This is a genomic window from Paraburkholderia sp. RL18-085-BIA-A (genome assembly GCF_046027075.1).
Classification (GTDB): domain Bacteria; phylum Pseudomonadota; class Gammaproteobacteria; order Burkholderiales; family Burkholderiaceae; genus Paraburkholderia.
This window is the reverse complement of sequence record NZ_JARESU010000006.1, coordinates 57,227-84,151: the sequence shown is the minus strand read 5'-3', so window position 1 is coordinate 84,151 and position 26,925 is coordinate 57,227. Positions and strand designations below refer to the sequence as shown.

Below are 26,925 nucleotides of genomic sequence, written 5' to 3'. Positions count from 1 at the left end.
TTCTTTGATTAGTCATACGAACCTCACTACGCGTGTCAGGGGTCAGTCAGACGCTCCTGACTGCAATAAAAAGACCCCCGCATGAGCGATCGCATGAAGAAAGCGGCGCAGCAAGAATGCGCCAATCAGGCGTTTACTGTCCTGATGACTTAGCGACCGGGGTCTGCGTAAGCGTCATGTACTGCTTGATATCAGGCTGACCCAGGGCGATCATATTCAGCATCGTCGCTCCAAGCCCGTGCGCGAATTCGTCGTCAATCTTGAAATCCTGTGTTTCCAACGGGATCGGTACTGCGAATTTTCCGGCCACGAATGGCTCCAGCTTGGCGCGATCAATAGTCTGCAATGCAAACTCTTGGCGATCCTCCAGGTAGGTCAGAACAACACAGTACGGCGGATGATTAGCCATCAATAACCTCTACATGATTGGTAATTCTGAAATGCCTTCTGTTTACACAAGGCAGCCAACCTCTCGCCCCCTCGGGCGAAAGCAACCGCATTGCACATATCCACATCAACCTGATAGTCTGAGAAGCATTGATCCTCATGATCTTCCCTCGCACTGCACTTCACCATCCCACCACCGCCGTTCCCAGTTCCAACGACAGTGCTAAAAAGCATTGACCTCTTCGCAGAGCCCGTCACATCCGGTACGAGGGTCGGATAAGGAACCTGCGACTGATCACTCAGCATCAGTTCCGTTGTCTCGCCCCACTCCGGCAGTATATCGGTCAGTTCGCTACCAAAAAGCTTGCCCGACAAGTTGGCCTTCCACGCCATATAGCATTCAACGCAGACGCTTGGAACGAAGGCATCGGCGTCGGACTTGAGTCCTGTGAATTTAGCGGGTGGCGAAACCGGATCATTACCCAACTCCCAGTTGGTGAGCCATACGTCCAGTTCAGCGTCGCTGATCGGCTGCCACCACGCGCCGTTTGTCGACACATTCGCCGTGCGCGTTGACACTGTGCCGTTCGGGGCATACGTATAATCGACTCGCAATGTGCGGGCGAGTCCGGCGTTAGCCACACTCGCGGGTTCGTCGTAGGTAAAACGCTTTACGCGCCCGCGCTGATCGTAAGCAATGCCTGCCTGACCCGTGTTACCTGCGATCGTTCCTGCGCGATTTTCAGAGTCGCGAGCGAGCGTCCGCATCTGCCAACCCGACACGGCATCCCGTGTCGATGCGATGTTGCCCCGAGGGTCGTAGGTGTATGTCCAGTCTTCGGTCGTTTTGCCATCCTGAACGGCTGTCGCCGACAAGAGACGGCCCACTCCATCGTAGCTTGCGCCAACCGTCAACTGGCTGCCTGTCCCGACCGCCTGCATCCCCTGTTCGCCGGTCAGATCGGTCGTTTGCCTCTCTGCATAACCGGTGACATTGCCGCTCGCGTCATAGACGAACGCACGAATTTTTCCGGGCGTAGCGACCAGATGGGGACGCAGCGAAGTCGCATCGTTATATTCAATCGTCGTCACCGTCTTCGTTCCAGCGACTGTCGCGAACGCTTTCGTTGGCCGGTTGACGCTGTCCCAGGTGTACTGGATATTTCCGTCCGGGGTGACTCTCTGCTTCAGATTGCCAGCCGCATCCCATGTACGCGACAACGTGCCGCCTGGTGTGGCAATCGAACTGGGACGCAATGTGTCTGCGGCATCAAAGCTATACGTGCTGGTGCCGGACATATCAGTGACTGTCGTCCCGCCCGAAGCGTAACTCAATGACGTATTGCGCGTTGTGTCGGGATGAGTGACCGACACCGCGCGGCCGCTGGCATCGTAACTCCACGTTGCGATCCGTGAGCCGGATTCGTCCTTTACGCCTGTCAACGCATTGGGGAAACGCGCATCCTCGTACAGATACTGACGAACGTAGCCGTCCGGTTCTGTCACCGAAGCAAGATTGCCTTTCGCGTCATACGCATAATGTATGGCATTCCCGGTAGGAGGCACCACGCTTGTGATGCGACCGCTATTGTCGTAAGTCAGGCTGAGCACCAACCTGTTCTCCGCTGTACTTCCTGTGCTATCGACCGGCCGCTCGGCAATCTCCTCCACCTGCTGGCCGTTGTACGCAAGCTCGTGCAGCATCCCCGTGCGGGTCGTCTCGGAAATGAACTTGCCCGTGGTGTCGGAGTAGCGTTCCGTCGTACCAAGCTGTTCGTCTTTCAGGTTGTAGTATCCATCCCCAGCTTTCGTCAGGGACAGCCCGCGATTTCCTGGAATAGCCCACGCTCCCCCGCTCAACTTGAATGTCACAGGTTGCTCGGCACCGCGATAAGCAACGATGGTCGGTACGCTAGCGTTGACCCCAGCTAGATCAATCCTTCGCTGCCAGTTGTTAGTCCAGTTGCCCCCCATCAATGTCTGTGAGTGGTCGTAAGGCTTCGAAAGATAGATGCGCCTGAAGACAAGTGCAGATGCGTCGCCGCTCATGAAGTCAGCTTCGGAAAGCGTGACAATCCCCTTTGCCGGCAACACCGGGTCCGCCACCGCGCAAGAGTCATCAGGCGTGGAGTCGTCGGTCGGAGTGCTGGGGGTGTTGCACCACTGATCTATCTGGGCAAGGTCATCGATACAGGCGTAGTTGGCCAAACCACCCGGCGTACCGCTGGTCACGTCAAGCCTGCAACTCGGTGTACCCGGCGTGGCGCCGGACTGTGCGTAAAGCGAGAAGCAGTCGGCCGCGTTTGCTGCTGGCACCATCATGAGCAGCATCAATGCGGCTAGCAGGCGTGCTGCAATGCCTGACGCGTCGAGGTTCATTCCGTTTCTTTTCATAGTTGTCCCTACTGGTTGCACCTGGTTGTTTCCCAAGCACCCTATAGGGCGTGCGCCACGTCCATCAATCCGACGACTCTTAAAATTGCGATTTCCTTTTGAACGCACAAATAACCCCGTACGCGTTCTGACTCGATGCGTAAGTAAACGCGGCTACGCCTGTCAGGAATCTCTGTGGCACGATTACGACAAAAGGAAACGACTGACCAAGAGGGGGTTCTGAGGGGAGTCAAGCGAGGGAACTGAAAAAAGGCAATGCGGGGCCGCGATGCCCCCTGAAAGAACCATCGTGAACGCTGAGGCACACCCCTTGGGTCTGATGACCCGGAAAAGTTGGGAGTCGCACTCGTTGCTTCGCTGATAGTCCTCGGCGTTATCGACCAGCAACTCCAGTAATGTCCCCTTGCGGTGTCTTTCGTCGATCACTACAGCAGGATCCCTACATATTCAGGCCGCAAGTGTCGCGAGTTTGTCCAGTTGCTCTCCCCGCTGGTCACAGACGCGACTGACTGAACGAGTAAGGCGTCCAGACGATGGACGACGGAATGGAGAAGAGTCTGGGTATGTGTTGCATAAAACACACAATACATATTTTGATTTTCGGCTCGCTTGCTCCCCTTGCTCGCGCATTTCCAGTGCAACGCAGCGTATAGGGAGAAAATGGGGGAATGGGAAAAATGGTCGGTCCCAGCCACTCCCTAGAGTTGCCCAGCCCCCATAACCCTTATGCAGCAAGGCCCTAATCCCCACGCCGAGCAGGGTCTCGAATAAATGCCTATAATCCGGCAACACAATTCGGTGCCCCTGAACAATCGAATGCGATTGCTCTGCGGATTCGATCCCCGCCTGGTGCGCCTGCCCCTTTCTGGAGGTTTGCAATGGACCGGCTTCAGGCCATGCAAGTGTTCACGCGCGTCGTCGACACCAACAGCTTTACCCGCGCAGCGGAAACGCTCGATCTGCCGCGCGCATCCGTCACCACGATTATTCAGAACCTCGAAGCGTTCCTCGGCACGCGTCTGATGCACCGGACCACGCGGCGCCTTTCGCTCACGCCGGACGGCGCGGCGTACTACGAACGCTGCGTGCGCATTCTCGCGGACGTCGAAGAGACCGAGGCGAGTTTCCAGAGCGGCAACAAGAAGCCGCACGGCAAGCTGCGCATCGACATGCCGGGGTCGATCGGCCGCTTGCTGGTGATTCCTTCGCTGTGTGAATTCCACACCCGCTATCCGGACATCGACCTGCAACTCGGCCTGTCGGATCGGCCTGTCGATCTGCTGCAGGAAGGCGTGGACTGCGTGGTGCGAGTCGGCGCGTTGCAGGATTCATCGCTGGTCGCGCGGCGCATCGGCCTGTTCGAGGGCGTGACCTGCGCGGCGCCGGACTACATCGAGCGGGCGGGCATGCCGGCCTCGCTCGAAGATCTCGACAATCACAAAGCGGTCAATTACTTCTCCAGCCGCACGGGCCGCACGCTCGATTGGGCGTTCCTCGTGGACGGCAAAGAAATCGAAGTGAAGATGAAGAGCATCGTGTCGGTGAACGACGCGGACGCCTACGTGACTTGCGGACTCGAAGGCTTCGGTCTGATTCAGCCGGCGCTCTTCATGGTGCTGCCGCATCTGCGCTCGGGCCAACTGGTGGAAGTGTTACCCGAGCTGAAACCATTGCCGATGCCGATTTCCGTAGTCTATCCGCACAGCCGTCATCTATCGCCCAAAGTCCGTGTTTTCGTAGACTGGATTGCCGAGCAGTTCGATCGTTGCCCGTTGCTGAGCGGACGCGGCAGACTCGACGCGATGTGCACGAAGCGTACTTTCGAAGAACGCGAGTCGGCCCCGGCGCTCGATACGCCCGTGATTACCGAATGGGTCGCGTGATCGGCGCGTGATGTGTGGATATTGAAGGACGAAATCTGGAACAGTGAATTCCAACCGCGGCGCTAATGCCGCGGTTGCCTGAGTTAGCAACGCCATAGCCACGCACTAGCCCATCTCTGAACGCGATTACGCGATTGTTCCGGAATCGCGACAATTCATTTCGCGAAAGTGCGATTTATCCGCACGGCCTCGAAGTCTACATTTCACCCTGTCGCAGCGCGGCTCGTGCTGCAAACGAATCGACAGGAGTGAATCATGAAACGCAGTCTCTTGGCAGGTCTGGCTCTTTCGCTGCTCGCAAGCGCGCCGGTGTTTGCGCAAGGCAACGGCGGTGGCGGCATCGGCCGCGCGGGTACTTATCAAACACAACCCACGCCCACCACGAGCGCGAAAACGCGCGAGGAAGTGAAGGCCGAACTGGTCGCCGCTTATCGTGACGGTTCGCTGCCCGCACTCAATCGCACCAGCTATCCGAACAAAGGTCTGATCGGCCAGACGCAGGCTGATCGCATCGCGTTGCAGGAAGGCACGAACGGCGACGTGACGCGCGTCGCCAACGGTCAGTAACTCATGCGAATTCGCCGCAATGATTCGGTTTCCAAAATAAACAGTCGTTGCGGCGCTACACATGCACTTTTCAACAAGGAGCACATCATGACACCATCCGAACTGGACCAATGGGATACGGATGCGCCGGTGTGGACGCCATACCGCGCACCGCAGCACTAGAATTCGCTCATTTGCAATACAAGGTTGTTTCGGCGAGGCGCGTATTTCTTCTGCACGCGCCTCGCCGAGATGGGCCTGATGTTCAATTCGCCGTCAGGTTTGCGGGGCACATCATTCAAGCTGGATCTGGCTATAAACATGTGCCTCGCCCGCGCGAAGCCCTCTTCCGCGCTTACCGCTTCGGCACACCTTCACGCCACTCGACCCAATGCGTGGCGATCTCCTGCACCAGCGGATTCCCAGTGCGAAACAGGTTCTCGATAGCAATCGTAAAGCCGCCTTGTGCCGCATAGTTGAGCAGGTTGTCCGCGCTCGTCTGTCCATCGTAGGGCCGGTCGAAATCGGAACCGGCCCGCAGTACCGCGACGCGATTCAGATCGACCTTATGCACGGAAGCCGCGCGCTTGAGCGCTTCATACGTCGCATTGTCTTCCTGCTGCGTCGTGCAGTACACACCCTTGCCGTCCGTCAGAATCTTCGTCCAGTCGCGCGCCCGCTGACCGAGCAGCGTGCCTGACCACCAGGTGTCGCCAGCCAGCGTATCGCACTGAATCACCGTGGGCGGACGATTAGCCGGCGCATACGCATACTTCGCGCGTGCGGTCTGAGCCTGCGCGTCATCGGACAGCGCAACGCTGCGCGACAATGCAAATGCCGTATCGGCGAGTTGCGTGTTCAACTGAAACACCTCGGTGCGGTAGTCGAGCGGCGGCTTGTCCGCGGGACTCTTCGTGTTGATCCCCAGATAGCCGGTGTTCCAGCCAGGCGGAATCTCGCGCCCATCAATCTCCCACTGAATGCCGAAGTCGACCAGATACTTCGCCCACGCGGCCGACCCGACCGTGCCTTGCTGCGGGTCGATGCCGGCGATCCCGGCGACCATGAAATATGTATGCCGCAGATCGAAGCGCGGCGAGAAAGTCAGCGCCATGATCGATGCCGCTGCGTTGCTGTGCCCCATGCCGGTCGTCATCACGCACACGTCTTGCCGGTTGCAGTGAACGTTCGGGTAATCGGGCGACAAGCCGTCCACCGGGATGTCGCGCCATGGGCCGAGCCGGTCGAGCCACACCTGGCCTTCGGGGCCGAACATCGAGATGATCATCACCTTGACGGGCTGCCGATGCGAGCCACCGTCACCTTGCCAGGAACCATCGTTGTCGTCCGCGCTGGCCGGTCCGGCCGACATGGCCGCGCACGCCGCGAGTGCAAAGGCGCAGAACGCGCCGAGAGAACGAGTCAGCATCATGACCTTCCTTTTTGCTTGCAATGCAGGTTGGGAGAGAGTGCTGCTTTCAGACCGAAAGAAGTATAGGGGCGAAGAAATTATTTGCCACTACGCGACGCGCAAATTCTCCTCGGGCTGTGGATGTACCGGTATGGCGGCGTGAGTCGGCTCGCCACGTGATCGGCGTCATTTCCTTATAATCGAAAGTCCTCGGCGCGCACCGCCTCAGTGCACTTCAAAAACAGGAGCACCACAATGGATTATGTGAAACTCGGCCGCACCGGCCTCGATGTATCGCGTCTTTGTCTCGGTTGCATGAGCTATGGCGTGCCCGCGCGCGGCACGCATCCGTGGTCGCTCGACGACGAAGCCGCGCGGCCCTTCATCAAGCAGGCGCTCGACCACGGCATCAATTTCTTCGACACCGCCAATGTCTATTCGGACGGCACCAGCGAGGAAATCGTCGGCCGCGCGCTCAAGGACTTTGCGAAGCGCGACGAGATCGTGCTGGCCACCAAGGTGAATAGCCGCATGCATCCGGGCCCGAATGGCGCGGGTCTGTCGCGCAAGGCGATCATGTCAGAAATCGACCACAGCCTGCGGCGCCTCGGCACGGATTACGTCGACCTGTACCAGATCCATCGCTGGGACTACGGCACGCCGATCGAAGAAACCATGGAAGCGCTGCACGATGTCGTGAAGGCCGGCAAGGCCCGCTATATCGGCGCGTCGTCGATGTACGCGTGGCAGTTCGCGAAGGCGCTGCAAGTCGCCGAACGCAATGGCTGGACGCGTTTCGTGACGATGCAGAACTACGTGAATCTGCTGTATCGCGAGGAAGAGCGCGAAATGCTGCCGCTGTGCGAAAACGAAGGCATCGGCGTGATTCCGTGGAGCCCGCTCGCGCGCGGACGTCTGACGCGCGACTGGAACACCGAAAGCGCGCGCTCCGAGACCGATGAATTCGGCCGCACGCTCTATGCGCAGACGGAAGATGCGGACCGGCGGATCGTCGAGCGGGTCAGCAAGATTGCCGCCGAACGCGGCGTGCCGCGTGCGCAAGTCGCGCTAGCGTGGGTGTTGCAGAAGAAGCCGATCACCGCGCCGATTGTCGGGGCGACCAAACTGCATCATCTGGATGATGCGGTCGCGGCGCTGTCGTTGAATCTCAGCGCGGACGAAATACGTCAGCTCGAGGAACTCTATGTACCGCATGCGGTGACCGGGTTTAACTAAGCAGACGCGTCGATGGAGGCCAGGCGGAAACCGCAACGGAATCCGCCGGCCTCGTATCAGCTACCGCCTGACGCGCGCGGCACTTCCGGCTCGAAAAACACCCACCGCACTTGCGGAAACGTCGCCTGCAAATCGGCTTCGATCACGTTGATCGCATCGACCATTGCGCGGCCGCTCGCGTAATCGATCATCTCCGCCTGCACCGCCACCACCACGTGGCGCCCCCATTGCAGCGTAATCAGGTTGATGACGCCGCGAATCTCGGCGCGCGCGCGCAGATGCGCCTCGATTGCGCGGCGCACTTCCGGGCTCGCCGATTCGCCGACAATCATCGACTTTACTTCGCGCGCCACCAGCCACGCGATCGTCATCAGCAGGAAACCGACGCCGACGGAACCCAGCGCGTCATGCACGGGATTGCCGGTCACCATCGTGAGCAGCACGGCGACGAACGCAATTGCGAGGCCCGCCAACGCGGCGATATCCTCTCCCGCGACGACCAGCAGTTCGGACTCGCGCGTCTCACGGAACCAGCGCCACATGCTTTTGTCCGGATGCGTCTTGCGAATCTCCTTGACGGCACCCCACAACGACAGCGCTTCGAGCACGACCGACACGCCGAGCACGACCAACGCGATATACGCATGCTGCAACGGTTCGCGCGCGATCAGACGATGCACGCCCTCATACACCGAAAACGCGCCGCCGACGAAGAACAACAGCAACGCGACGAGCAGCGAATAGAAATTGATTTCACGTCCGCTGCCCATCGGGTGTAATGGACTCGCCGGCTTGCGCGCTTCGCGCAGCCCGAACAGCAGCAGCAGTTGATTGCCGCAGTCGGCGGTCGAGTGAATCGCTTCAGCGAACATCGACCCGGAGCCGGTAAAGGATGCAGCGGCGAACTTGCAGATGGCGATGCCCAGGTTGGCGGCGAGCGCATAAAAAATGGCTTTCGGCGATTCTTCTTTCATCGTCGGCAGGACGTCCGTGAATTTGCAGTGAGCTTGCGCGCGGCAAGAAGCCGTATTATGGACACGCCGGGTGGCATGCGTCCAACGCCGGTGTTGTTTGCACCGCACTCCTGTTCATCTTCACGGCGTCCCTCCGCGCTCGCGCCGCGTCTCGCTAGACCCTTTCGAGCGCCGCCATCTCGCGCACGATCACCAGCAGCATCGACAGACTCGCGCCGCCGGTGGCGCGCAGATCGGCCAGGAGCCGCGTGTAGCGTTCGAGTTGTGCGGCGCGCTTGTCGCGCCATGCGTGCACCAGAGCATCCGGTGTCGATGCTTCGTCAGCATCAGCCAGCGCGCTCGTGGTCAGCGCGCGCTTGAGGCGTGTGAGTTCGGCGAGAGCCGTGGCGCGCGCGAGCATGTCCCAGTGCGTAGGCGCCGGCAACGCGGCCGCGCGCTCGCTGATCCAGCCGTAGTTCAGCAGCGTGCCGAGCGCGAAGTACACGCCCGCCACCAGTTCGAGACTGCGCCCGCAGGTCGACGCCACTTCGGCGATGTCGAGCAGCGACGCCGAGATCTCGCCGCTGGCGATCCGCACCGCCAGTTCGCTATCCACACCCGCATCGGTGAGCACGCGCCGCCGCTCGGACAGCGCTTCGAGATCGGCAGCCGGCAACAGCGCGGGCCATTGCGGCGCGAGACGCCCGGCCGCTTCGCGGCACCGCGCGAGCAGGCCGGGCACGTCGGCGCCGCCGCCCACTTGCAGGTGCCGCAGGAACCATAGCGCCGAGTGTTCGACAAGCCTTGCGACTTCGACGAACATGCGCGCCTGCACATCGTCGGCGACGCGGTTGTCGAGGGCGTCGATGCTGCGCCACACGTCGTCGAGATCGAATACGTCGCGCGCCATGATGCACGCGCGCGCGATGTCGCCGGGCTGCGCATCGGTTTCTTCCATCAGCCGATGCACGAACTCGCAGCCGACGCGGTTCACCAGCGCATTGGTCAAATGCGTCGCGAGAATTTCGCGGCGCAACGGGTGGCGCTGCATCGGCACGCTGAAGCGTTGACGCAGCGGCTTCGGGAAATACTCGACCAGCATGTCGGCGACGAGCGGGTCTTCGGGCATCGACGATTCGAGCAGCGCGTCGTACAGCCACATCTTGCTATAGGCGAGCAGCACCGCGCGCTCGGGCGTAGTGAGGCCTTGCTTCGCGGCGAGCCGTTCGGCGACTTCCTCGTCGGTCGGCAGGAATTCGATCACGCGATTCAGGCGCCCCGCGCGTTCGAGGTAGCGCATCAGACGCGCCTCGGCGTCGAACAATTCGACGCCATAGCGGCCCGCAATCGACAACGCCTGGGTCTGGTAATAGTTGTCCTGCAACACCAGCAGCCCGACTTCGTCGGTCATTTCCGCGAGCAGCGCATTGCGCTGCTTCTCGGTCATCTCGCCATCGGCGACGACGAGGCCCAGCAGAATCTTGATGTTGACCTCGTGGTCCGAGCAGTCGACGCCCGCGGAATTATCAATCGCGTCGGTATTCAGGCGCCCGCCGCGCTGCGCAAACTCGATGCGCCCGAGTTGCGTCAAACCGAGATTGCCGCCTTCGGCCACGACCTTGCAACGCAGGTCCGCGCCGTTGACGCGGATCGCGTCGTTCGCGCGGTCACCCACTTGCAGATGCGTTTCGCGGCTCGCCTTCACATAGGTGCCGATGCCGCCGTTATAAAGCAGATCGACCGGCGCCTGCAGAATCGCGCGCATCAGTTCAGCGGGCGCGAGCGCCGCCGCGCTGATGCCGAGCACCGACTGCACCGCCGGCGACAACGGAATCGTCTTGGCGGCGCGGGCAAACACGCCGCCGCCCGCCGAGATCAGCGACGGATCGTAATCGGCCCAGCTCGACCGGTCGAGCGCGAAAAGCCGCGCGCGTTCGGCGAGGCTCACGGCCGGATCGGGATTCGGATCGAGGAAGATATGCCGGTGATCGAACGCGGCCACCAGTTTGATATGCGGCGACAACAGCATCCCGTTGCCGAACACGTCGCCCGACATATCGCCAACGCCGACCACCGTGAAGTCCATCGTCTGCGTATCCACGCCCATCTCGCGGAAGTGCCGTTTGACCGACTCCCATGCGCCGCGCGCGGTGATCGCCATCTTCTTGTGGTCGTAGCCGACCGAGCCGCCCGACGCAAAGGCGTCGTCGAGCCAGAAGCCGTATTCCTGCGAGATCGCGTTCGCGTAGTCGGAGAACGTGGCCGTGCCTTTGTCGGCGGCGACCACCAGATAGGGATCGTCGGGATCGTGGCGCACCACGTCGGGCGGCGGCACCACGTCCGTGCCGGAAAGGTTGTCGGTCAGATCGAGCAGGCCGCGCAAAAACGTCTGGTAGCACGCGACGCCTTCGCGCATCCACGCATCGCGCTCGCTCTGCGGCGGCGGATTCTTCACGACGAAGCCGCCCTTCGAGCCGACCGGCACGATCACCACGTTCTTCACCATCTGCGCCTTCATCAGGCCGAGCACTTCCGTGCGGAAGTCCTCGCGCCGGTCCGACCAGCGCAAGCCGCCGCGCGCCACGCGGCCGCCGCGCAGATGCACGCCTTCCACACGCGGCGAATAGACCCAGATCTCGAACATCGGCTTGGGCTCGGGCAACCCGGGCACCTGCGCGGGATCGAACTTGAACGACAGATACGGCTTGGGCCGGCCCTCCGCATCGAAGCGATAGTAGTTGGTGCGCTTGGTCGCCTTGATCACGCCGAGAAATTGCCGCAGGATCCGGTCCTCGTCGAGATTCGGCACCTGGTCGAGCGCACTGTCGATCGTGCGCAGCCAGCCGTCCACGCGCGTCTCGCGCGTGTCCCCAAACACCGGATTGAAGCGTGCGATGAACAGCTCGACCAGCATCCGCGCGATCGCCGGATTGCCGGTCACCGCGCGCTCAATATACGCGTCGCTGAAGGTCGAACCGACCTGGCGCAAGTACTTCGCGTAGGCGCGCAGAATCGTCACCTCGCGTGCGTTCAATTGCGCGCGCAACACGAGGCGATTGAAGTCGTCGCTTTCGATTGCGCCGGTCCACACCTGCTCGAACGCTTCCTCGAAAAGATCCTTCACGCGTTCGATGTCGAACTCCGCATCGTCCGCGAGTTCGAGCCCGAAGTCGTGAATCCACGCGGGCATGGCGCCTAGCGCCTCGATCAGATACGGCCGCTCTTCATCGACACGCACGCCCAGATGTTCGAGCATCGGCAAGCTGCGCGACAACGCGATCGGCTGGTCCGCGCGATAGACCTTGAAGCGGAAGCTGCGCGGCCCGGCTTCGATCGGGCGGTACAGATTCATCGCGAGCCGCTCGCTGCCCTGCACGCGCTCGATCAGTTCGATATCGCGCACCGCCGTGCGCGCCGGATAGTCGTCGCGGTAGCCGGCCGGAAACGAATCCGCGTAATGCTGCAGCAGGCGGTTGCCGTGCTCTTCGCCGAATGCGTCGAGCAAGGCGTCGGCAAGATCGTCCTGCCAGCGGCGTGCGACCTGCACGAGCCGCGCCTCCAGTTCGCGCGTGTCGACGTTGGGCATGCCGCCCGGCTTCGCATGCACGACGAAGTGGATGCGCGCGAGCGTCGACTCCGAAAGCAGCGGCGTGAATTCGACGCTCTCGCCGTTGAACGCGGCGGCCAGCAGGTTCGCGATGCGCTGCCGCAGATCGGTGTTGTACTTGTCGCGCGGCACGAACACGAGGCACGACACGAAGCGGTCGAAGCGATCGCGCCGCACGAACAGGCGCGTACGCTGATGCTCCTGCAAACGCAGCACACCGAGCGCGATCTCGTAGAGCTGATCTTCGTCGGCCTGGAACAGTTCGTCGCGCGGATAGGTTTCGAGCACGGTCACCAGCGATTTCGCCAGATGACCTTTTGGCAGGAAACCGGCCCGCCTCACGATATTCGCGCACTTGCGCCGCACGATCGGAATGTCCGCGGCCGACAGAAAATACGCGGTGGACGTATAGAGGCCGATGAAGCGCCGCTCGCCGGTCACCTTGCCGTCCGCGCCGGTCAGCTTGATGCCGACATAGTCGAGATAGCCCGGCCGGTGCACGGTGGCGCGCGAGTTGGCCTTGGTCAGAAAGATTGGCGACGCACTCGCGATGATCTCGGCGGCGGCCGGCGGCAACGCCGTGACTTCGGCGGAGCCCGCGGGCCGCAGTGCATCGCGCAGAATGCCGAGACCGGAGCCGGGCACCGCGCGCAGGCCGTAGCCGTTCTCGTGCTGCAGCAGTTCGTAGTCGCGCTGACCGAGGAAGGTGAAATGATCGGCCACCATCCATTCGAGAAACGCGCGCGTTTCGACACCTTCCGGGCCGCCGTCGCCCGCCTTCATGCCTTTGATCGTCGTGCGCGCGAGTTCGACGATCTTCGGCCAGTCCTCCACCGCGGCGCGCACGTCGCGCAACACGTGCGCGATGTCGTCGCGCAGCGCGTCGAGTTTTGCGGCATCGCCGCAACGGTCGACTTCGAAATGGATGAACGAGGTCAGATGCGAGCGCGTGTCGGCGGCTTCCTCGGCGCCCTGGCTGACCCGCGCGATGCCGCCGTCCGGAGCGCGCCAGATGCGAAACACCGGATGCACGACCGAATGCAGCGCGAGCCCCTGGCGGTTGACCGCCATCGACACCGAATCGACGAGGAACGGCATGTCGTCGTTGACGATTTCGACCACGGTGTGATCCGAGTGCCAACCGTGCTGTTCGAGGATCGGGTTGTAGACGCGCAGCCGTTCGGCGCCGGGCGCAAAGCGCTGCGCCGTTTGCCAGTGCGCGAGCGCCGCGCCGTACAGATCGGCGATCGAGCGGCTTTGCAGGTCGTCGGCGTCGACGAAATCGTAGTAGTGCCGCAGGAAGGGCTCGACGACGTTGAAGGTTGGCTCCGGCAGCCGTCCACGCGCGAATTCGACGACATCGTTCAGCAAGTGCGTGACGGCTTGTTCGTTCTTTGCTTGCATGATCAACTCCCCCGGCTGGCTGCATTGGCGAGTACGGCTTGATTCACATGCATCGTCTGAAGGGGAATTATGCGCCTGCTGCCCCGAAACCGATCGACGAGCGCTGCCAGGTTATACCCGCTGACGATTGTCATGCTGCGGTCGCACGACAGGCTGTTTAAAGCGTAGGCTTCGGCGCGGGCTGCGCGGGCGCTTGCCGCTGCGCCCGGGTTTGCGTTTGCGCGGGCTTTTGCTGTTGATCGAGCCATGCGCGGACCTGTTCGGCGGTCCATGCAGGATCGTCGTGCGGCAGGTCGTGGCCCGCCCACGGATGCTCGCGCTGCGGCGCGCCCCATGCCGCCGCGAGCTTCGCCGAACACACCGGGTCGACCAGCCGGTCGGCGCGCGACGACAGAATCAGCAGCGGACAACGCGGCGCAGCAAAAGCGGCAGTAAAGCGCGCGGCGGCCCACAGTTGCCGCAGCGCATTGGCGCGGCTCACCGGCGCGCTGCGGCGAATCTCGCTCCACGCGTCGAGATCCGCGTCCAGCGTGTCGGCGCGATTGCACGTCAGCCGATGAATGCCGCGCTCGGCGCGTGGCGCGTCGCTCCAGTGGGCGGCGACGCCCAGCAAGCCCGGCCATGCCGACGGCCGCAGCCGCTCGTGCATGCGGCTGAACGGCCGCATGCTGGTATTGATGAGCACAAGCCGCTCGATTTCGGCAGGGTGGCGTTGCGCCCAGGCCGTCGCCACCATGCCGCCGAGCGACATCGCCAGCACCGAATACGGACCGGGCTCGCCGGTTTGCAAAGCGGCATGCCGTATGAAATCGACCATGTCGCCGACTGCGTTCGGCGCACGCAGATGCGCGAACTCGCCGTTGCCCGGCAGATCGATCAGCAGCAGGTGGTTAAAGCCAGGCGCGGCGCGCAGCGCGTCGGGCAAACCGCCCCAGTGACGCGTTTCGCGCGTGAGTCCGCGCAGCAGTATCCACGTGCTCATGCAATTTCCGCTTTATGCCAGTGGTCGATTGCGCTTTGCAGCAGTTGCTCGCGACGGCCGCCTTGCGGCAACCAGCGCTGCGCTGAAAACGCCGCGCGCGCCAGGAAGTCGAGCAGGTTCGCATGACGCCGCAACACGCGCTCGGTACGATGCGCCTTCACGGGATTGAACATCCCCTGACGCGAAAACAACTGCCGCGGGTTCTTCTTGATCCATAGCCACGAGCCGAGTTCGAGCGTCATCGGCAAGAAGATGTGCGGTGCCGGCGCGCGGTCGTATGCGTAGTCCCACAGATCGCCATGCAGCAGATACTGGTGGCTCTGCGGTTCGAACGCGTAGCCATGATGCGGATGCGCGCGTTCGAACATCGTTTTCAGCACATACATCTCCGGCAAATGCGGCATCAGCTTGCGGGTTCGCGCGTAGGGAAACCAGATGCTGTCGCTCCAGCCGTAACCCGAGTGGCAATCTAGCGCGATGCTCAACGGCCGTGTGACCAGTTGGGTTTCGACCACCTGCAACAGCGCGGCGGCCTCCGGCTCCATCGGCGCGCCTTCGCGACCGCGATACCACGGCAGCCATGCGCCCAGACGCTGACCGCCGGCGAGCAGCGGCACGCGTTCGTCCGCGTTCTGTGGCGCATTGCGCATCAGATCGACGCCGTTCGGATTCGCGCGCGTGGACGCCCACATACCGCCCGGATTGACGATCGGCATGAAGATCAGACGAATCGACTGCAATTGGCGCACCAGCAGTTCGTCCCATTCGAGCCGAGCCAGCAGCGCGCGCATGTAGTCGAGCACGAGTTGCGAGCCGATCCGCTCGAGCCCATGAATGCCGCCGAAAAAACCGATTGCCGGCGCGAGCGGATCGGTCGAACCGATGCTCGCGGTGTGAACGGCAAACTTCCGACCGCGCACCGCAGTCTCGCACACCGTGCGGATTTCGAAGCTCGCGCTGCCGTAGTCGAGGATCGACATGAGGTCTTCGTACTCCGCGAAACTGTCGGGAAGGAAGCTCAAAAAAGGCTGCATGGCGACGTCGCAAGGAATGGCTGGGTTATTGGGGACGGCACATGGATGACGCAATATAGCCTGGCCGCGCACCCTCATGAGTGAGCGGCATGCAGGGCCGCGAACCCTGTCATCCGGATGTCATGATCCAGTCGAATCAGTGACTTGAATTTGCCTTCATAACGACGCAAAAAAGACACGTAAAGATATAGTCGTCTAGATGTCGAAATGCTTTCACTCAACCGTCACAGACGCTTCCTAGAATGTGCCCACACATGCCGGCAGCGCCCGGATGCATCAAGGGGTCCTTATGGAAGCAATTCGCATCGAACGGCTGAGCAAGACGTTCGGCAACGGCCGCAAAGCGCTCGACGAGATTGATCTACGCGTCGAGCCCGGTGAAATGGTCGCGCTGATCGGCGCATCAGGTTCGGGCAAGTCGACGTTGCTTCGGCACATCGCGGGCTTCACGGCGTCCGACCCGCAGCCGTCGCAGATCGCCATTCTCGGGCGGCCGATCCAGCAGAACGGCCGCATTGTCAGGGAAGTGCGCAACATTCGCCGCGACATCGGCTTCGTGTTCCAGCAATTCAATCTGGTGAACCGGCTCTCCGTCGAAACCAACGTGCTGATCGGCGCGCTCGCGCGGCTGCCCTGGTGGCGCCGTCTGACCGGCCGCTTTCCGGGCGCCGAGCGCGCGTTGTCGCTCGCCGCGCTCGACGAAGTCGGCATCGGCGACCATGCGCGTGAACGCGCCGCCAATCTCTCTGGCGGCCAGCAGCAACGCGCGGCGCTGGCGCGGACGCTGGTGCAGCGCGCGCGCATCGTGCTCGCCGACGAGCCGATTGCGTCGCTCGATCCCGAATCGTCACGCCGCGTGATGGACATGCTGCGCGCGCTGAACGTCGAACATCAGCTCACCGTACTGGTGTCGCTGCATCAGGTGGACATCGCGTTGCAATATTGCCCGCGCACGATTGCGCTGCGTCGCGGCAAGGTGGTCTATGACGGCCCGTCCGCCGCGCTCACGCCGGAGTTGTTGAAAAAGCTCTACGGCGACGACGCCCGAGAACTGCTCGACGAAGCCGCGTCATCGCGCACGGAACCCACTGACGCAGCGCATCACACTACCGCCAGCGCGCCGACGCAAAACGAAGTCACGTCCGCCGCCACACGCTACGCATTCGCCCTCAAACCGGCGCACTCGAACTGAGCGCACCGCCCCACTCCGCCCACTCACCCGGATCTCAACCGATGAACTTCCTGCGTTCACTGATCACGCTGACCGTCGGTGCAGCCGCCTTCGCCTGCGCCGCCACCGCCTATGCCGAGGACATCAACCTCGGCATCATTTCGACCGATTCGTCGTCGGTGCTGAAACAGCGCTGGGAACCTCTGATCCAGGACATGAACAAACAGACCGGCCTGAACGTCAAGGCGTTCTTCGCGACCGACTACGCGGGCATTATCGAAGGAATGCGCTTCAACAAGGTGCAGGTCGGTTATTTCGGCAATGCTTCGGCGGTCGAAGCGGTAGATCGTTCGGATGGCGAAGTATTTGCGAAAATCCAGAACGCGAACGGCGACGCCGGTTACTACTCGGTGCTGATCACCAACGTGAACAGCCGCTTCAAGACGCTCGACGACGTGTTCAAGAACACCAAGGATGTGACGCTCGGCTACGGCGACCCGAACTCCACGTCGGGCACGCTGATTCCCGGCTACTACCTGTTCGCGAAGCACAATACGCCGGTCAACACGTCGTTCAAGACCGTGCTGCCGTCGAGTCACGAAGCGAATCTGCTGGCCGTCGTGAACAACAAGATCGACATCGCAACCAACAACACCATAGCGCTCGGCACACTGGAGAGGCAGCATCCGGACAAGTTCGCGCAAGTGCGCGTGCTGTGGACCTCGCCGCTGATTGCGTCAGACCCGCTGGTGTGGCGCAAGGATCTGCCGCAAGCGACCAAGGACAAGCTGCGCAATTTCTTCCTGAACTACGCAAAGACCGATCCGCATGAAAAGGCTGTGATGGCGGCGATCTCGGGCTACTCCGGCTTCACCGCATCGTCGGATGCGCAGTTGCTGCCGATTCGCCAGGTCGCGCTGTTCCAGCAGAAGCAGAAGATCGAGAGCGACGCGCATCTTTCCGTCGACGACCGCAAAACCCAGCTGGCCGCGCTCGACGCGAAGCTGAGCGCGCTCAGCGCCGCGCAAGCGAAGCAATGAATAGCGCCGATCTGATCGCGTCGCCCGAGCGCGCGAGCGAAGCGGCCGCCAACCAGGCGGGCCCTCGCTCAGCGCCGGTGGCAGGCCAACCCGGGGCCGCGGCGGGCAAACGCAGCTGGTGGTCGCTGCTCGGCTGGGTCGCGGTGCTGGCGGTGCTGGGCGGCGCATGGCATGGCGCCGACATGCGTCCGCTGGATCTGCTGAGCGACTCCGGCAACATGGGTCAGTTCGCGAAAGACTTCTTCCCGCCTGACTTCAGCGAGTGGCGCAGCTATCTGCACGAGATGGCGGTGACGCTGTCGGTGGCGGTGTGGGGCACGGCGCTGTCGCTGGTTTGCGCGGTGCCGTGCGGACTGATGTCGGCACACAACATGGCGCCGATGTGGATCGTCCAGCCGATGCGCCGCGTGATGGACGCCTGCCGCGCGATCAACGAAATGGTCTTCGCGATGCTGTTCATCGTCGCGGTCGGGCTCGGTCCGTTCGCCGGCGTGCTGGCGCTGTGGGTGCATACCACCGGGGTGCTTGCCAAGCTCTTCGCCGAAGCGGTCGAGGCCATCGATCCGCGTCCGGCCGAAGGCGTGCGCGCGACTGGCGCGACCAGCCTTGACGAGATCATCTACGCAGTGCTGCCGCAGGTGCTGCCGCTGTGGATCTCATACGCGCTGTACCGCTTCGAATCGAACGTGCGCTCGGCGATGGTGGTGGGCATGGTCGGCGCAGGCGGGATCGGCGTGGTGCTGTACGAGGCGATCCGCTCGTTCAACTACGCGCAGACCGCGGCGGTCCTGATCATGGTGGTGGTGGTCGTGACGGTGATCGACCTGGCGTCCGCGTGGTTGCGCCAGCGCGTTACCTGAGCCTGGGGCGCGCCGACGTTACCGGCAAGGTTGGTGGCGGTGGCGAAGCACAGCGCTGCTTCGCCACCGCCGTCATTTGAAATCGCGCTGCAACGACACGTCAACCCGCCAACCACCCCCATCGCCTCAACTTCACCGTCGCCATAAATTGCCGCCTTTCTCCACATAAAGCCCCTTCGCTTTAGTCGTCCACTCCTCCATTCCGGCGTTCGGCTGGAATAATCACGGGCTTGCGGCCGCTCCCCCCGGCTTTTCCCCTCCTCTCCCTGGTAGTCGATGGAACCCTTTGTCGTCCTGCTGGTGCTGCTTTCGGCACTGCTTCACGCCACCTGGAACGCGTTTCTGCACCTGTCCGAAGACCGCGTCTGGCTGCTCGGCATGATGGCAATGCCGTATATCGCCGTCAGCGCGGTCGGCGTGCTCGTGCTGCCCATGCCCGCGCCTGCGGCCTGGCCGTACATTTTCGCGTCGGTGGTGCTGGAGTTCGGCTACCTGCTCGCGCTGATCCGCGCATATAAAAGCGGCGACTTCGGTCAGATCTATCCGATTGCCCGCGGCCTCTCGCCGATCCTCGTGTTCGTCGGCGCGCTGGTGTTCGCGGGCGAAGCGCTCAAGCCGCTGGCGGCGTTCGGCGTCGCGCTGGTGTCGCTCGGCATCGTGTCGCTCGCGTTTCGGCGCGGCATGCGCTTTTCCGGCGAGAGCGTCCCGTTCGCGCTATTGACCGGCCTCTTCATCGCCGCGTATTCGGTGGTCGACGGGATCGGCGCGCGCGTGGGGGGCAATGGCCTGAGCTACATCATGTGGGTCTATCTGATCTGGAACATCCCGCAGTTTCTGCTCGCCTGGCATTGGCGCGGCGGCGCGAAGGGGCTGTTCATCGGGCGCACGGTGGTGTGCAAGGGCATCGCGTCGGGCGTGCTCGCGCTCGGCGCGTACTGCCTGATCATCGAGGCTTACCGGTATCTGCCGATCGCGATGGTCTCGGCGCTGCGCGAACTGAGTTCGATCTTCGCGGTGCTGATCGGCTGGCTGTTCATGCGCGAGAAGCTCACACCGCGTCGCATCGCGGCGTGCGCACTCGTGACGCTGGGCGCTGTGCTGATCCGGATATAGCGCGTCGCGGCGCCGTTCTGACACGGGGAATTCAGGGGCACGGCGAAGCCGCTCGACGAGGCCACCCCGCCCCGCGCTCACGCAAACTGCGGCAATGTCGCGTCGATCGCGTTGGCGAGCGTATCGAATGCCGGCGCGATCTCCTCGTCCGGCACGCACGCGTAGCCGATCAGCAAGCCCGATGGCGCCAGCGACGGCTGCGCGTAGTACCCCGACAACGGCCGCACGATGATATTGCGCTCCAGCGCGGCGGCCGCCACCAGACGGTCGTCGCTGCCTTCGGGCAACTGCATCACCAGATGCAGGCCGGCGTCTCCGCCCACGGCGGGCAGCGCATCGCCGTAGCGTTGCGACGCGGCGTCCAGCAAGGTCTGCCGACGCTGCCCATAAAGCGTGCGCATTTTGCGGATATGCGACGTGAAGTGCCCCTCGGCGATGAACTCGGCGAGCATCGCCTGTTGCAGCAGTTGTCCTTCACGATACAACTCGGCGCTCGCGGTGGCGAAGCTCTCCGCCAGCGCTTCCGGCACGACCAGATAGCCGATGCGCAACCCCGGAAACAGCGTCTTGCCGAAGCTGCCCACGTAGATCACCTGGCCCGACGTATCCAGCCCTTGCAGCGACGCCAGCGGCCGGCTGCCGTAGCGGAACTCGCTGTCGTAGTCGTCCTCGATGATCCAGCACTGGTGCTGACGCGCGTACTCGAGCAACATGCGGCGCCGCGCGAGGCTCATCACCATGCCGAGCGGATACTGATGCGACGGCGTGACGAGCATCAGCTTGGGCGGCTGCGCGAGATCGTCGGGCGAAGGATTGATGCCTTCGGCGTCGACGGCAATCGGCCGCGATTGCAGGCCCGACACGTGCAGCACGCTGCGCACGCCCCAATAACAGGGGTCTTCGGTCCAGATCACATCGCCCGGATCGGACAGCAGACGCACGGCAAGGTCGACCGATTGGTGAATCCCGGTCGTGACGATGATCTGCTCAGGCGTGCAGCGCACCGAGCGCGAGGTGCGCAGGTAGTCGGCCAACGCGTGGCGCAGCGCGGCGAGTCCGCCGCCCGGCGCATACGTGAGCAGGTCCGGGCGCAGCCGCCGCCAGTATTTGTTGTGCAGGCGGCTCCACACGCGCGCCGGAAACTTCGTGACGTCCGGCACGCCCGGCATGAACGCGCCCCATTGACGCTTCGACACGCCCGCACCGGCGATCAGCCGCGCGCCGCGCGTGGAGAGCGCGCGCGCCGCCTGCTGCGGCAACGGCGATGACGACGCCGCCGCTTGCGCTGCCACCGCGTTCGGCAGGCGCGCCGCATCGGGTGGATCGGCGTCCGGCGCGCCGACGATCTCGTCAGGCGCGCTGTCGGCGACGAACGTGCCGCGCCCGGTCGCCGAACTCACATAGCCTTCGAGCACCAGCTGCTCGTACACCTGCGTGACGGTATTGCGCCCGATCCCCAGCTCCTGCGCGAGCAGGCGCGACGACGGCACCTTGCTGCCCGCGGGCAATTCCCGCGACAGGATCGCCTGCTGCAACAGCCGATGCAGCTGGCGATAGATCGGCTGGCCGTTGCCCCGGTCGAGGCGCTGCGCCAGCCAGTCGGACAACACGCTCGTTCGCATGATTGGCCCCTACATTTTTACCGGAATGGCTCTGAAATTAAGAGCCAAATCTCATTATAGTCAATGGGTGTGCCGCGCCGTGGGCGCGGCGTCCGTCAGAAACCGGGAGCGAGGGGATATCGATGAAAAATGCCGAACTGAAGAGCCGCAAGGACGCCGCCACGCCGCGCGGGGTCGGGGTGATGTGCGATTTCTACGCAGAACGCGCCGAGAACGCGGAACTGTGGGACATCGAAGGCCGCCGCTTCATCGACTTCGCCGCGGGTATCGCGGTGTGCAACACGGGGCATCGCCATCCGAAGATCGTGGCCGCGATTCGCGACCAGCTCGATCATTTCACCCACACCGCGTATCAGATCGTGCCGTACGCGTCGTATGTCGAGCTGGCCGAGAAGATCAACCAGCGCGCGCCGGGCGACTATCCGAAGAAGACCGCCTTCTTCACGACCGGCGCCGAAGCCGTCGAAAACGCGATCAAGATCGCGCGCGCCGCCACCGGCCGGCCGGGCGTGATCGCGTTCACCGGCGCATTCCACGGCCGCACGCTGATGGGCATGGCGCTGACCGGCAAGGTCGCGCCGTACAAGACTGGCTTCGGCCCGTTCCCGTCGGACGTGTTCCATGCGCCGTTCCCGAATCCGCTGCACGGCGTGAGCACCGCCGATTCGCTGCAGGCGATCGAATTCCTGTTCAAGGCCGACATCGATCCGAAGCGCGTGGCCGCGATCATTTTCGAACCAGTGCAAGGCGAAGGCGGCTTTTATCCGGCGCCGGCCGAGTTCGTGCGCGGGTTGCGCAAACTGTGCAACGAGCACGGCATCCTGCTGATCGCCGATGAAGTGCAGACGGGTTTCGCGCGCACCGGCAAGCTGTTCGCGATGCATCACTACGACGTGGTGCCAGACCTGATGACGATGGCCAAGAGTCTCGCGGGCGGCATGCCGCTGTCGGGCGTAGTCGGCCGCGCCGATGTCATGGACGCCGCCGCGCCGGGCGGCCTCGGCGGCACTTACGCCGGCAATCCGCTGGCGCTCGCCGCCGCGCATGCGGTGCTCGACATCATCGATGAAGAAGGGCTTTGCGAGCGCGCCACCGTGCTCGGCGATCGCGTCAAGGCGAAGCTGTCCGCGCTGCAACGCGACGTGCCGCAGATCGCGGACGTGCGCGGGCCGGGCGGAATGGTGGCGGTCGAGTTCTGCAAACCGGGCGGCACGGAGCCGGACGCGGAATTCACGAAGCGCGTGCAGGCGCGCGCGCTCGAACGCGGCTTGCTGTTGCTGGTGTGCGGCGTCTATTCGAACGTGGTGCGCTTCCTGTTCCCGCTGACGATTCAGGACACCGTATTCGACGAAGCGATGGCGATTCTCGAAGACGTGTTGAAGGAAAGCGTCGCGGTGTCGGTTTAAGGTCTTCGCCTTCGCCCCGCGCGTCGCATGCCTGAACGCTTGCGGTGCGCGCGGCAATGCATGACCGCATGACCGGATTCGACGACCTCACGGCAAAACCCAGATGACCTCATTGACCCTGAAAGACCCGACTCTTCTGAAAACACGCGCGTACATCGCGGGCGAATGGCAACGCGCCGACCACGGCGCGACGTTCGAAGTCACCAACCCGGCCACCGGCGCAAGCATCGCGACGGTGCCGCTGATGGGCACGGCGGAAACCCGTCGCGCGATCGACGCCGCCAACGCCGCATGGCCCGCCTGGCGAGCCCTCACCGCCAAACAGCGCGCGACGATCCTGCGCAAGTGGCACGACCTGATGCTGGACAACGCCGACGATCTCGCGCTGATCTTGACCACCGAGCAAGGCAAGCCCCTCGCCGAAGCCAAAGGCGAGATCCAGTACGCCGCATCGTTCCTCGAATGGTTCGCGGAAGAAGGCAAACGCGTGAACGGCGACACCATTCCCACGCCCGCCAGCGACAAGCGCATTGTCGTGACGAAGGAACCGGTCGGCGTCTGCGCGGCCATCACGCCGTGGAACTTCCCCGCTGCGATGATCACCCGCAAGGTCGGCCCCGCGCTCGCGGCGGGCTGTCCGATCATCGTCAAACCGGCTTAGGCCACGCCGCTTTCCGCACTCGCGCTCGCCGTGCTGGCCGAACGCGCGGGCGTGCCGCGCGGCGTGTTCAACGTGGTGACCGGCGAGCCGAAAGCGATCGGCGCGGAGCTGACCGGCAATCCGGTCGTGCGCAAGCTGTCGTTCACCGGCTCGACGCCGGTCGGCCGTCTGCTGATGGCGCAGTGCGCGCCGACGGTCAAGAAGGTCTCGCTCGAACTGGGGGGCAACGCGCCGTTCATCGTGTTCGACGACGCCGATCTGGATGCCGCGGTAGCCGGCGCGATCGCATCGAAGTATCGCAACAGCGGGCAGACCTGCGTGTGCACGAACCGCTTCTATGTGCACGATAAAGTCTACGACGCGTTCTCCGAAAAACTGCGTGTCGCCGTCGAGCAGCTGAAGGTGGGCCTCGGCACCGAAGACGGCGTCACGCAAGGTCCGCTGATCAACGAAGCCGCCGTGCTCAAGGTCGAGTCGCACATCGAAGACGCGCTCGCGCAAGGCGCGCGCATCGTCACCGGCGGCCGGCGTCATGCGCTCGGCCACGGCTTCTTCGAGCCGACCGTGCTCGCCGGCGTCACGCCGGCCATGAAAGTTTCGCGCGACGAAACCTTCGGCCCCCTCGCGGCGCTCTTGCGCTTCTCGTCGGACGAAGAAGTGATCCGCCTCGCCAACGACACCGAGTTCGGCCTCGCGTCGTACTTCTACAGCCGCGATATCGGCCGCGTGTGGCGCGTCGCCGAAGCGCTCGAATACGGGATGGTCGGCATCAACACGGGCCTCATCTCGAACGAGGTCGCGCCGTTCGGCGGCGTCAAGCAATCGGGCCTGGGCCGCGAAGGCTCGCATTACGGCATCGACGATTATGTGGTGATCAAGTACCTGTGTATGGGCGGCATCTAGCCTTCGCTCACAGCCGCAGGCCGGCGGCGCTCGACTGATCCGCCGTCGGCAATTCGAAGCAGAACGTCGTACCCGCTCCCGCGCGATCGACCAGACGTATCTGACTGTGATGCAATTGCAGCATGCGCTGCACGATCAGCAAGCCGAGTCCGCCGCCGCGATGCGGACCGCTCGGGTTGAACGGGCGCTCGAACAGACCCGCGCGTTGTTCGGGGGGAATGCCGGGGCCGGTATCGCTCACCGTCACCGCTACCTTGCCGTCCTGATACGCAAGGTCCACGTCGATCGCGCCTTCAGCGGGTGTGTGGCGAATCGCGTTGTCGAGCAGATTCGTCAGCACACGCTCGATCATCCCCAGATCGGCGCACACGTTCGGCAGGCGCGGCGGAATGCCCGCCCGCAAGCGGATGTGCCGCGCCTCGGCCGGCAACTCGAATTTCTGAAAGACGTCCTGCACCAGATCGACCAGCGAGAACGGTTCGAGCATCGGCTGCACGTTGCCGTGTTCGAGCCGCGCCAGTTCGAATAGCGACTGCGCGAGCCGCCCTACCTTGACGCTTTGCGCGAGCGCGATCGCGAGATAGCGGGCGCGCTCCGTTTCGCCGATGGTGTCGGACTTCAACGAGAGCGTCTCCAGATAGCCGTGCAGCGAGGTCAACGGCGTGCGCAGGTCGTGCGAAATGTTGGCGATCAGCTCGCGCCGTTGCTGGTCCTGCCGCGTCAGCGCGCGCCACTGGTCGCCGATGCGCTTCGCCATCTGCGCGAACGTCGCTTCGAGCACGGCGATTTCGTCGCGCTGTCCGGCCGCCGCCGAGCGCGGCACGCTGGGCTGTGTGTCTGGCTCGCCTTCCGCGTCGAAACGGCGCATCGCGTCGGTGAGACGTCGCAGCGGCCGCGTGATCAGCCCGAATGCCGTCAAACCCGCGAGCAAGCCCAGCAGCGCGACCAGCGCCATTGACCACAACGTGGTGCGCAGCACCGAGCTGGCCGCCACGCGCGCGGCGAGCGCGTCGTGCTCTTCGCCGAGCAGCACCACGTAGATATAGCCGGACGGCGGCTGGCCGTTCAGTCGCAACGGCGCGGCGCTAAACACCTTTTTGCCGTCGACGCTGCGCGGGTCGTCGCCGAGGATCGGCAGCGGGTCGCCCGCAATGAAGCGCCGGATCGGCGCGAGGTCCACCTGTTCGCGCTTGACGTGACCCGCCGGGGCGTCGTCACCCTGGATGCGCCCCTGGTTGTCGAGCAGGTAGACCTCGACGCTCGGATTCACCATCATCAGTTGCCCGAAAAGTTGGCGTACCGCATCGGGCCGCAAGCCGTTCGCGTCCATCAGCGTGGTGCGGTGCGCGATATGGTCGGCGAGGTCCTTCGACAGGCTCTGCACCACTTCTTTTTCGTGCAGATCGCTCGAACGGATTTGCAGCCACGCCGACGCGCCGCAGCATGCGAGCAACAGCGCGGAGAAAACGAGCGAGAGCCGCTGGGTGAGCGTCAGCTTCACGGCGCGTCCTTGTGAGTGCCGCCCGTGGCCGGCGCATCGCCACCGGCCACGGCCAGCTTGTAGCCGCGCCCCCAGACGGTGAGGATGCGCTCGGGCTGGGCCGGATCGGCTTCGATCTTCGCGCGCAGCCGGTTGATGTGGGTGTTGACGGTGTGCTCATAACCCTCGTGCTGATAGCCCCATACGGCATTGAGCAGGTCCATCCGCGAGAACACTTTCCCCGGATGCTGCGCGAAGAAATACAGCAGGTCGAATTCGCGCGGCGTCAGTTCGATCGGCGCGCCGTCGACGGTAGCCTCGCGTGTCAGCGGGTCGATCGTCAGTCCGGCGATCCGCAGGCTGCCTGCGTCGATGCGCGAATCTTTCGCCAGCGCCTCGACGCGCCGCAGCAGCGCCTTCACGCGCGCCACCAGTTCGAGCACCGAGAACGGCTTGGCCAGATAGTCGTCGGCGCCGAGTTCGAGGCCGAGAATCCGGTGCACTTCGCTCGACCGCGCGCTGGTGATGATGATCGGCGTGTAGCGCGTCATCGCCCGCGCGCGCCGGCAGATTTCCAGCCCGTCGACGCCGGGCAGCATCAGATCGAGGATCAACGCGTCCCAGCCGCCTTGCTCAAGCAGGCGCAGCCCTTCGTTGCCGTCGGCGCTGTGCACGACTTCATAGCGTTCATCGCGCAGATGAAGGCTCAGTACGTTGGCGATGTCGACGTCGTCTTCGACGATCAGGATGCGCTTCGGTTGGTCCATGGAGGGCTTCGGGTGCCTGAAGGAACGTGCAGGGAGCGTGATTCGGCGCGTTGGCGGAAGACCCT

18 protein-coding genes and 1 pseudogene are annotated in these 26,925 nt (G+C 63.4%); 9 read left to right on the top strand and 10 right to left on the bottom strand.

The window, feature by feature from the left end; genetic code table 11:
- Window positions 1-133: 133 nt before the first annotated feature.
- Both P0D89_RS06105 and P0D89_RS06100 read right to left on the bottom strand, forming a co-directional pair.
- Window positions 134-409 carry a hypothetical protein gene (locus tag P0D89_RS06105; RefSeq protein WP_408355732.1) on the bottom strand — a complete coding sequence of 92 codons (276 nt, stop codon included), beginning with the start codon at window positions 407-409 and terminating at the stop codon, window positions 134-136.
- A complete protein-coding gene (locus P0D89_RS06100; RefSeq protein WP_408355734.1) occupies window positions 409-2,781 on the bottom strand; it encodes a DUF6531 domain-containing protein in 2,373 nt (790 codons plus the stop codon). The genes P0D89_RS06105 and P0D89_RS06100 overlap by 1 nt, the downstream gene beginning before the upstream one ends.
- An 878-nt stretch (window positions 2,782-3,659) precedes the next feature.
- On the opposite strand from P0D89_RS06100, the gene P0D89_RS06095 reads away from it, so the two are divergent.
- A complete protein-coding gene (locus tag P0D89_RS06095) occupies window positions 3,660-4,664 on the top strand; it encodes a LysR family transcriptional regulator (RefSeq protein ID WP_408355736.1) in 1,005 nt (334 codons plus the stop codon).
- 255 nt (window positions 4,665-4,919) lie between these two features.
- Complete coding sequence (locus tag P0D89_RS06090) at window positions 4,920-5,231, top strand: DUF4148 domain-containing protein (RefSeq protein WP_408355738.1); 312 nt, start codon at window positions 4,920-4,922, stop codon at window positions 5,229-5,231.
- Between the two features lie 334 nt (window positions 5,232-5,565).
- Here the strand turns inward: P0D89_RS06090 and P0D89_RS06085 are convergent, their stop codons facing one another.
- On the bottom strand, window positions 5,566-6,639 hold the full coding sequence (locus tag P0D89_RS06085; protein ID WP_408355740.1) for a purine-nucleoside phosphorylase: 1,074 nt from the start codon (window positions 6,637-6,639) through the stop codon (window positions 5,566-5,568).
- 237 nt (window positions 6,640-6,876) lie between these two features.
- Between P0D89_RS06085 and P0D89_RS06080 the strand changes: the two genes are divergently transcribed.
- Window positions 6,877-7,857, top strand: coding sequence for an aldo/keto reductase (locus P0D89_RS06080; RefSeq protein WP_408355742.1), 981 nt, complete (start codon window positions 6,877-6,879; stop codon window positions 7,855-7,857).
- 56 nt (window positions 7,858-7,913) lie between these two features.
- On the opposite strand, the gene P0D89_RS06075 is transcribed toward P0D89_RS06080, so the two are convergent.
- The 4 genes from P0D89_RS06075 to P0D89_RS06060 form a co-directional block, all read right to left on the bottom strand.
- Window positions 7,914-8,831 (bottom strand): cation diffusion facilitator family transporter, encoded by a 918-nt coding sequence (locus P0D89_RS06075; protein WP_408355744.1) that lies wholly within the window; start codon window positions 8,829-8,831, stop codon window positions 7,914-7,916.
- 154 nt (window positions 8,832-8,985) lie between these two features.
- A complete protein-coding gene (locus P0D89_RS06070) occupies window positions 8,986-13,821 on the bottom strand; it encodes an NAD-glutamate dehydrogenase (protein WP_408355746.1) in 4,836 nt (1,611 codons plus the stop codon).
- 157 nt (window positions 13,822-13,978) lie between these two features.
- Window positions 13,979-14,803 carry an alpha/beta fold hydrolase gene (locus tag P0D89_RS06065; protein ID WP_408355748.1) on the bottom strand — a complete coding sequence of 275 codons (825 nt, stop codon included), beginning with the start codon at window positions 14,801-14,803 and terminating at the stop codon, window positions 13,979-13,981.
- Window positions 14,800-15,837, bottom strand: a complete 1,038-nt coding sequence (locus P0D89_RS06060; protein WP_408355750.1) for a M14 family zinc carboxypeptidase — start codon at window positions 15,835-15,837, stop codon at window positions 14,800-14,802. The genes P0D89_RS06065 and P0D89_RS06060 overlap by 4 nt, the downstream gene beginning before the upstream one ends.
- A 289-nt stretch (window positions 15,838-16,126) precedes the next feature.
- Here P0D89_RS06060 and phnC point away from each other — a divergent pair, with 289 nt between their 5' ends.
- The 4 genes from phnC (at window position 16,127) to P0D89_RS06040 (ending at window position 20,021) form a co-directional block, all read left to right on the top strand.
- Entirely contained in the window at window positions 16,127-17,029 is a 903-nt protein-coding gene (phnC, locus tag P0D89_RS06055; RefSeq protein ID WP_408355752.1) for a phosphonate ABC transporter ATP-binding protein, read from the top strand.
- A 41-nt stretch (window positions 17,030-17,070) separates the two neighbouring features.
- The gene (gene phnD, locus P0D89_RS06050) at window positions 17,071-18,048 is read left to right on the top strand and encodes a phosphonate ABC transporter substrate-binding protein (protein WP_408355754.1); all 978 of its coding nucleotides are present in this window, start codon (window positions 17,071-17,073) and stop codon (window positions 18,046-18,048) included.
- Window positions 18,045-18,908, top strand: a complete 864-nt coding sequence (gene phnE / locus P0D89_RS06045) for a phosphonate ABC transporter, permease protein PhnE (RefSeq protein ID WP_408355756.1) — start codon at window positions 18,045-18,047, stop codon at window positions 18,906-18,908. The genes phnD and phnE overlap by 4 nt, the downstream gene beginning before the upstream one ends.
- Window positions 18,909-19,184: 276 nt before the next feature.
- Window positions 19,185-20,021, top strand: a complete 837-nt coding sequence (locus P0D89_RS06040; protein WP_408355758.1) for an EamA family transporter — start codon at window positions 19,185-19,187, stop codon at window positions 20,019-20,021.
- Window positions 20,022-20,098: 77 nt separating this feature from the next.
- Here the strand turns inward: P0D89_RS06040 and pdxR are convergent, their stop codons facing one another.
- Window positions 20,099-21,643, bottom strand: coding sequence for a MocR-like pyridoxine biosynthesis transcription factor PdxR (pdxR, locus tag P0D89_RS06035; protein ID WP_408355760.1), 1,545 nt, complete (start codon window positions 21,641-21,643; stop codon window positions 20,099-20,101).
- Window positions 21,644-21,765: 122 nt separating this feature from the next.
- Between pdxR and P0D89_RS06030 the strand changes: the two genes are divergently transcribed.
- Both P0D89_RS06030 and P0D89_RS06025 read left to right on the top strand, forming a co-directional pair.
- Complete coding sequence (locus P0D89_RS06030) at window positions 21,766-23,049, top strand: 4-aminobutyrate--2-oxoglutarate transaminase (RefSeq protein WP_408355762.1); 1,284 nt, start codon at window positions 21,766-21,768, stop codon at window positions 23,047-23,049.
- Window positions 23,050-23,152: 103 nt separating this feature from the next.
- Window positions 23,153-24,613, top strand: a pseudogene (locus P0D89_RS06025) (NAD-dependent succinate-semialdehyde dehydrogenase).
- Window positions 24,614-24,620: 7 nt separating this feature from the next.
- On the opposite strand, the gene P0D89_RS06020 reads toward P0D89_RS06025, so the two are convergent.
- Window positions 24,621-26,114: a sensor histidine kinase gene (locus P0D89_RS06020; protein ID WP_408355764.1), complete on the bottom strand. Its 1,494-nt coding sequence runs from the start codon at window positions 26,112-26,114 to the stop codon at window positions 24,621-24,623.
- On the bottom strand, window positions 26,111-26,860 hold the full coding sequence (locus P0D89_RS06015) for a response regulator transcription factor (RefSeq protein WP_408355766.1): 750 nt from the start codon (window positions 26,858-26,860) through the stop codon (window positions 26,111-26,113). The genes P0D89_RS06020 and P0D89_RS06015 overlap by 4 nt, the downstream gene beginning before the upstream one ends.
- Window positions 26,861-26,925: the final 65 nt, after the last annotated feature.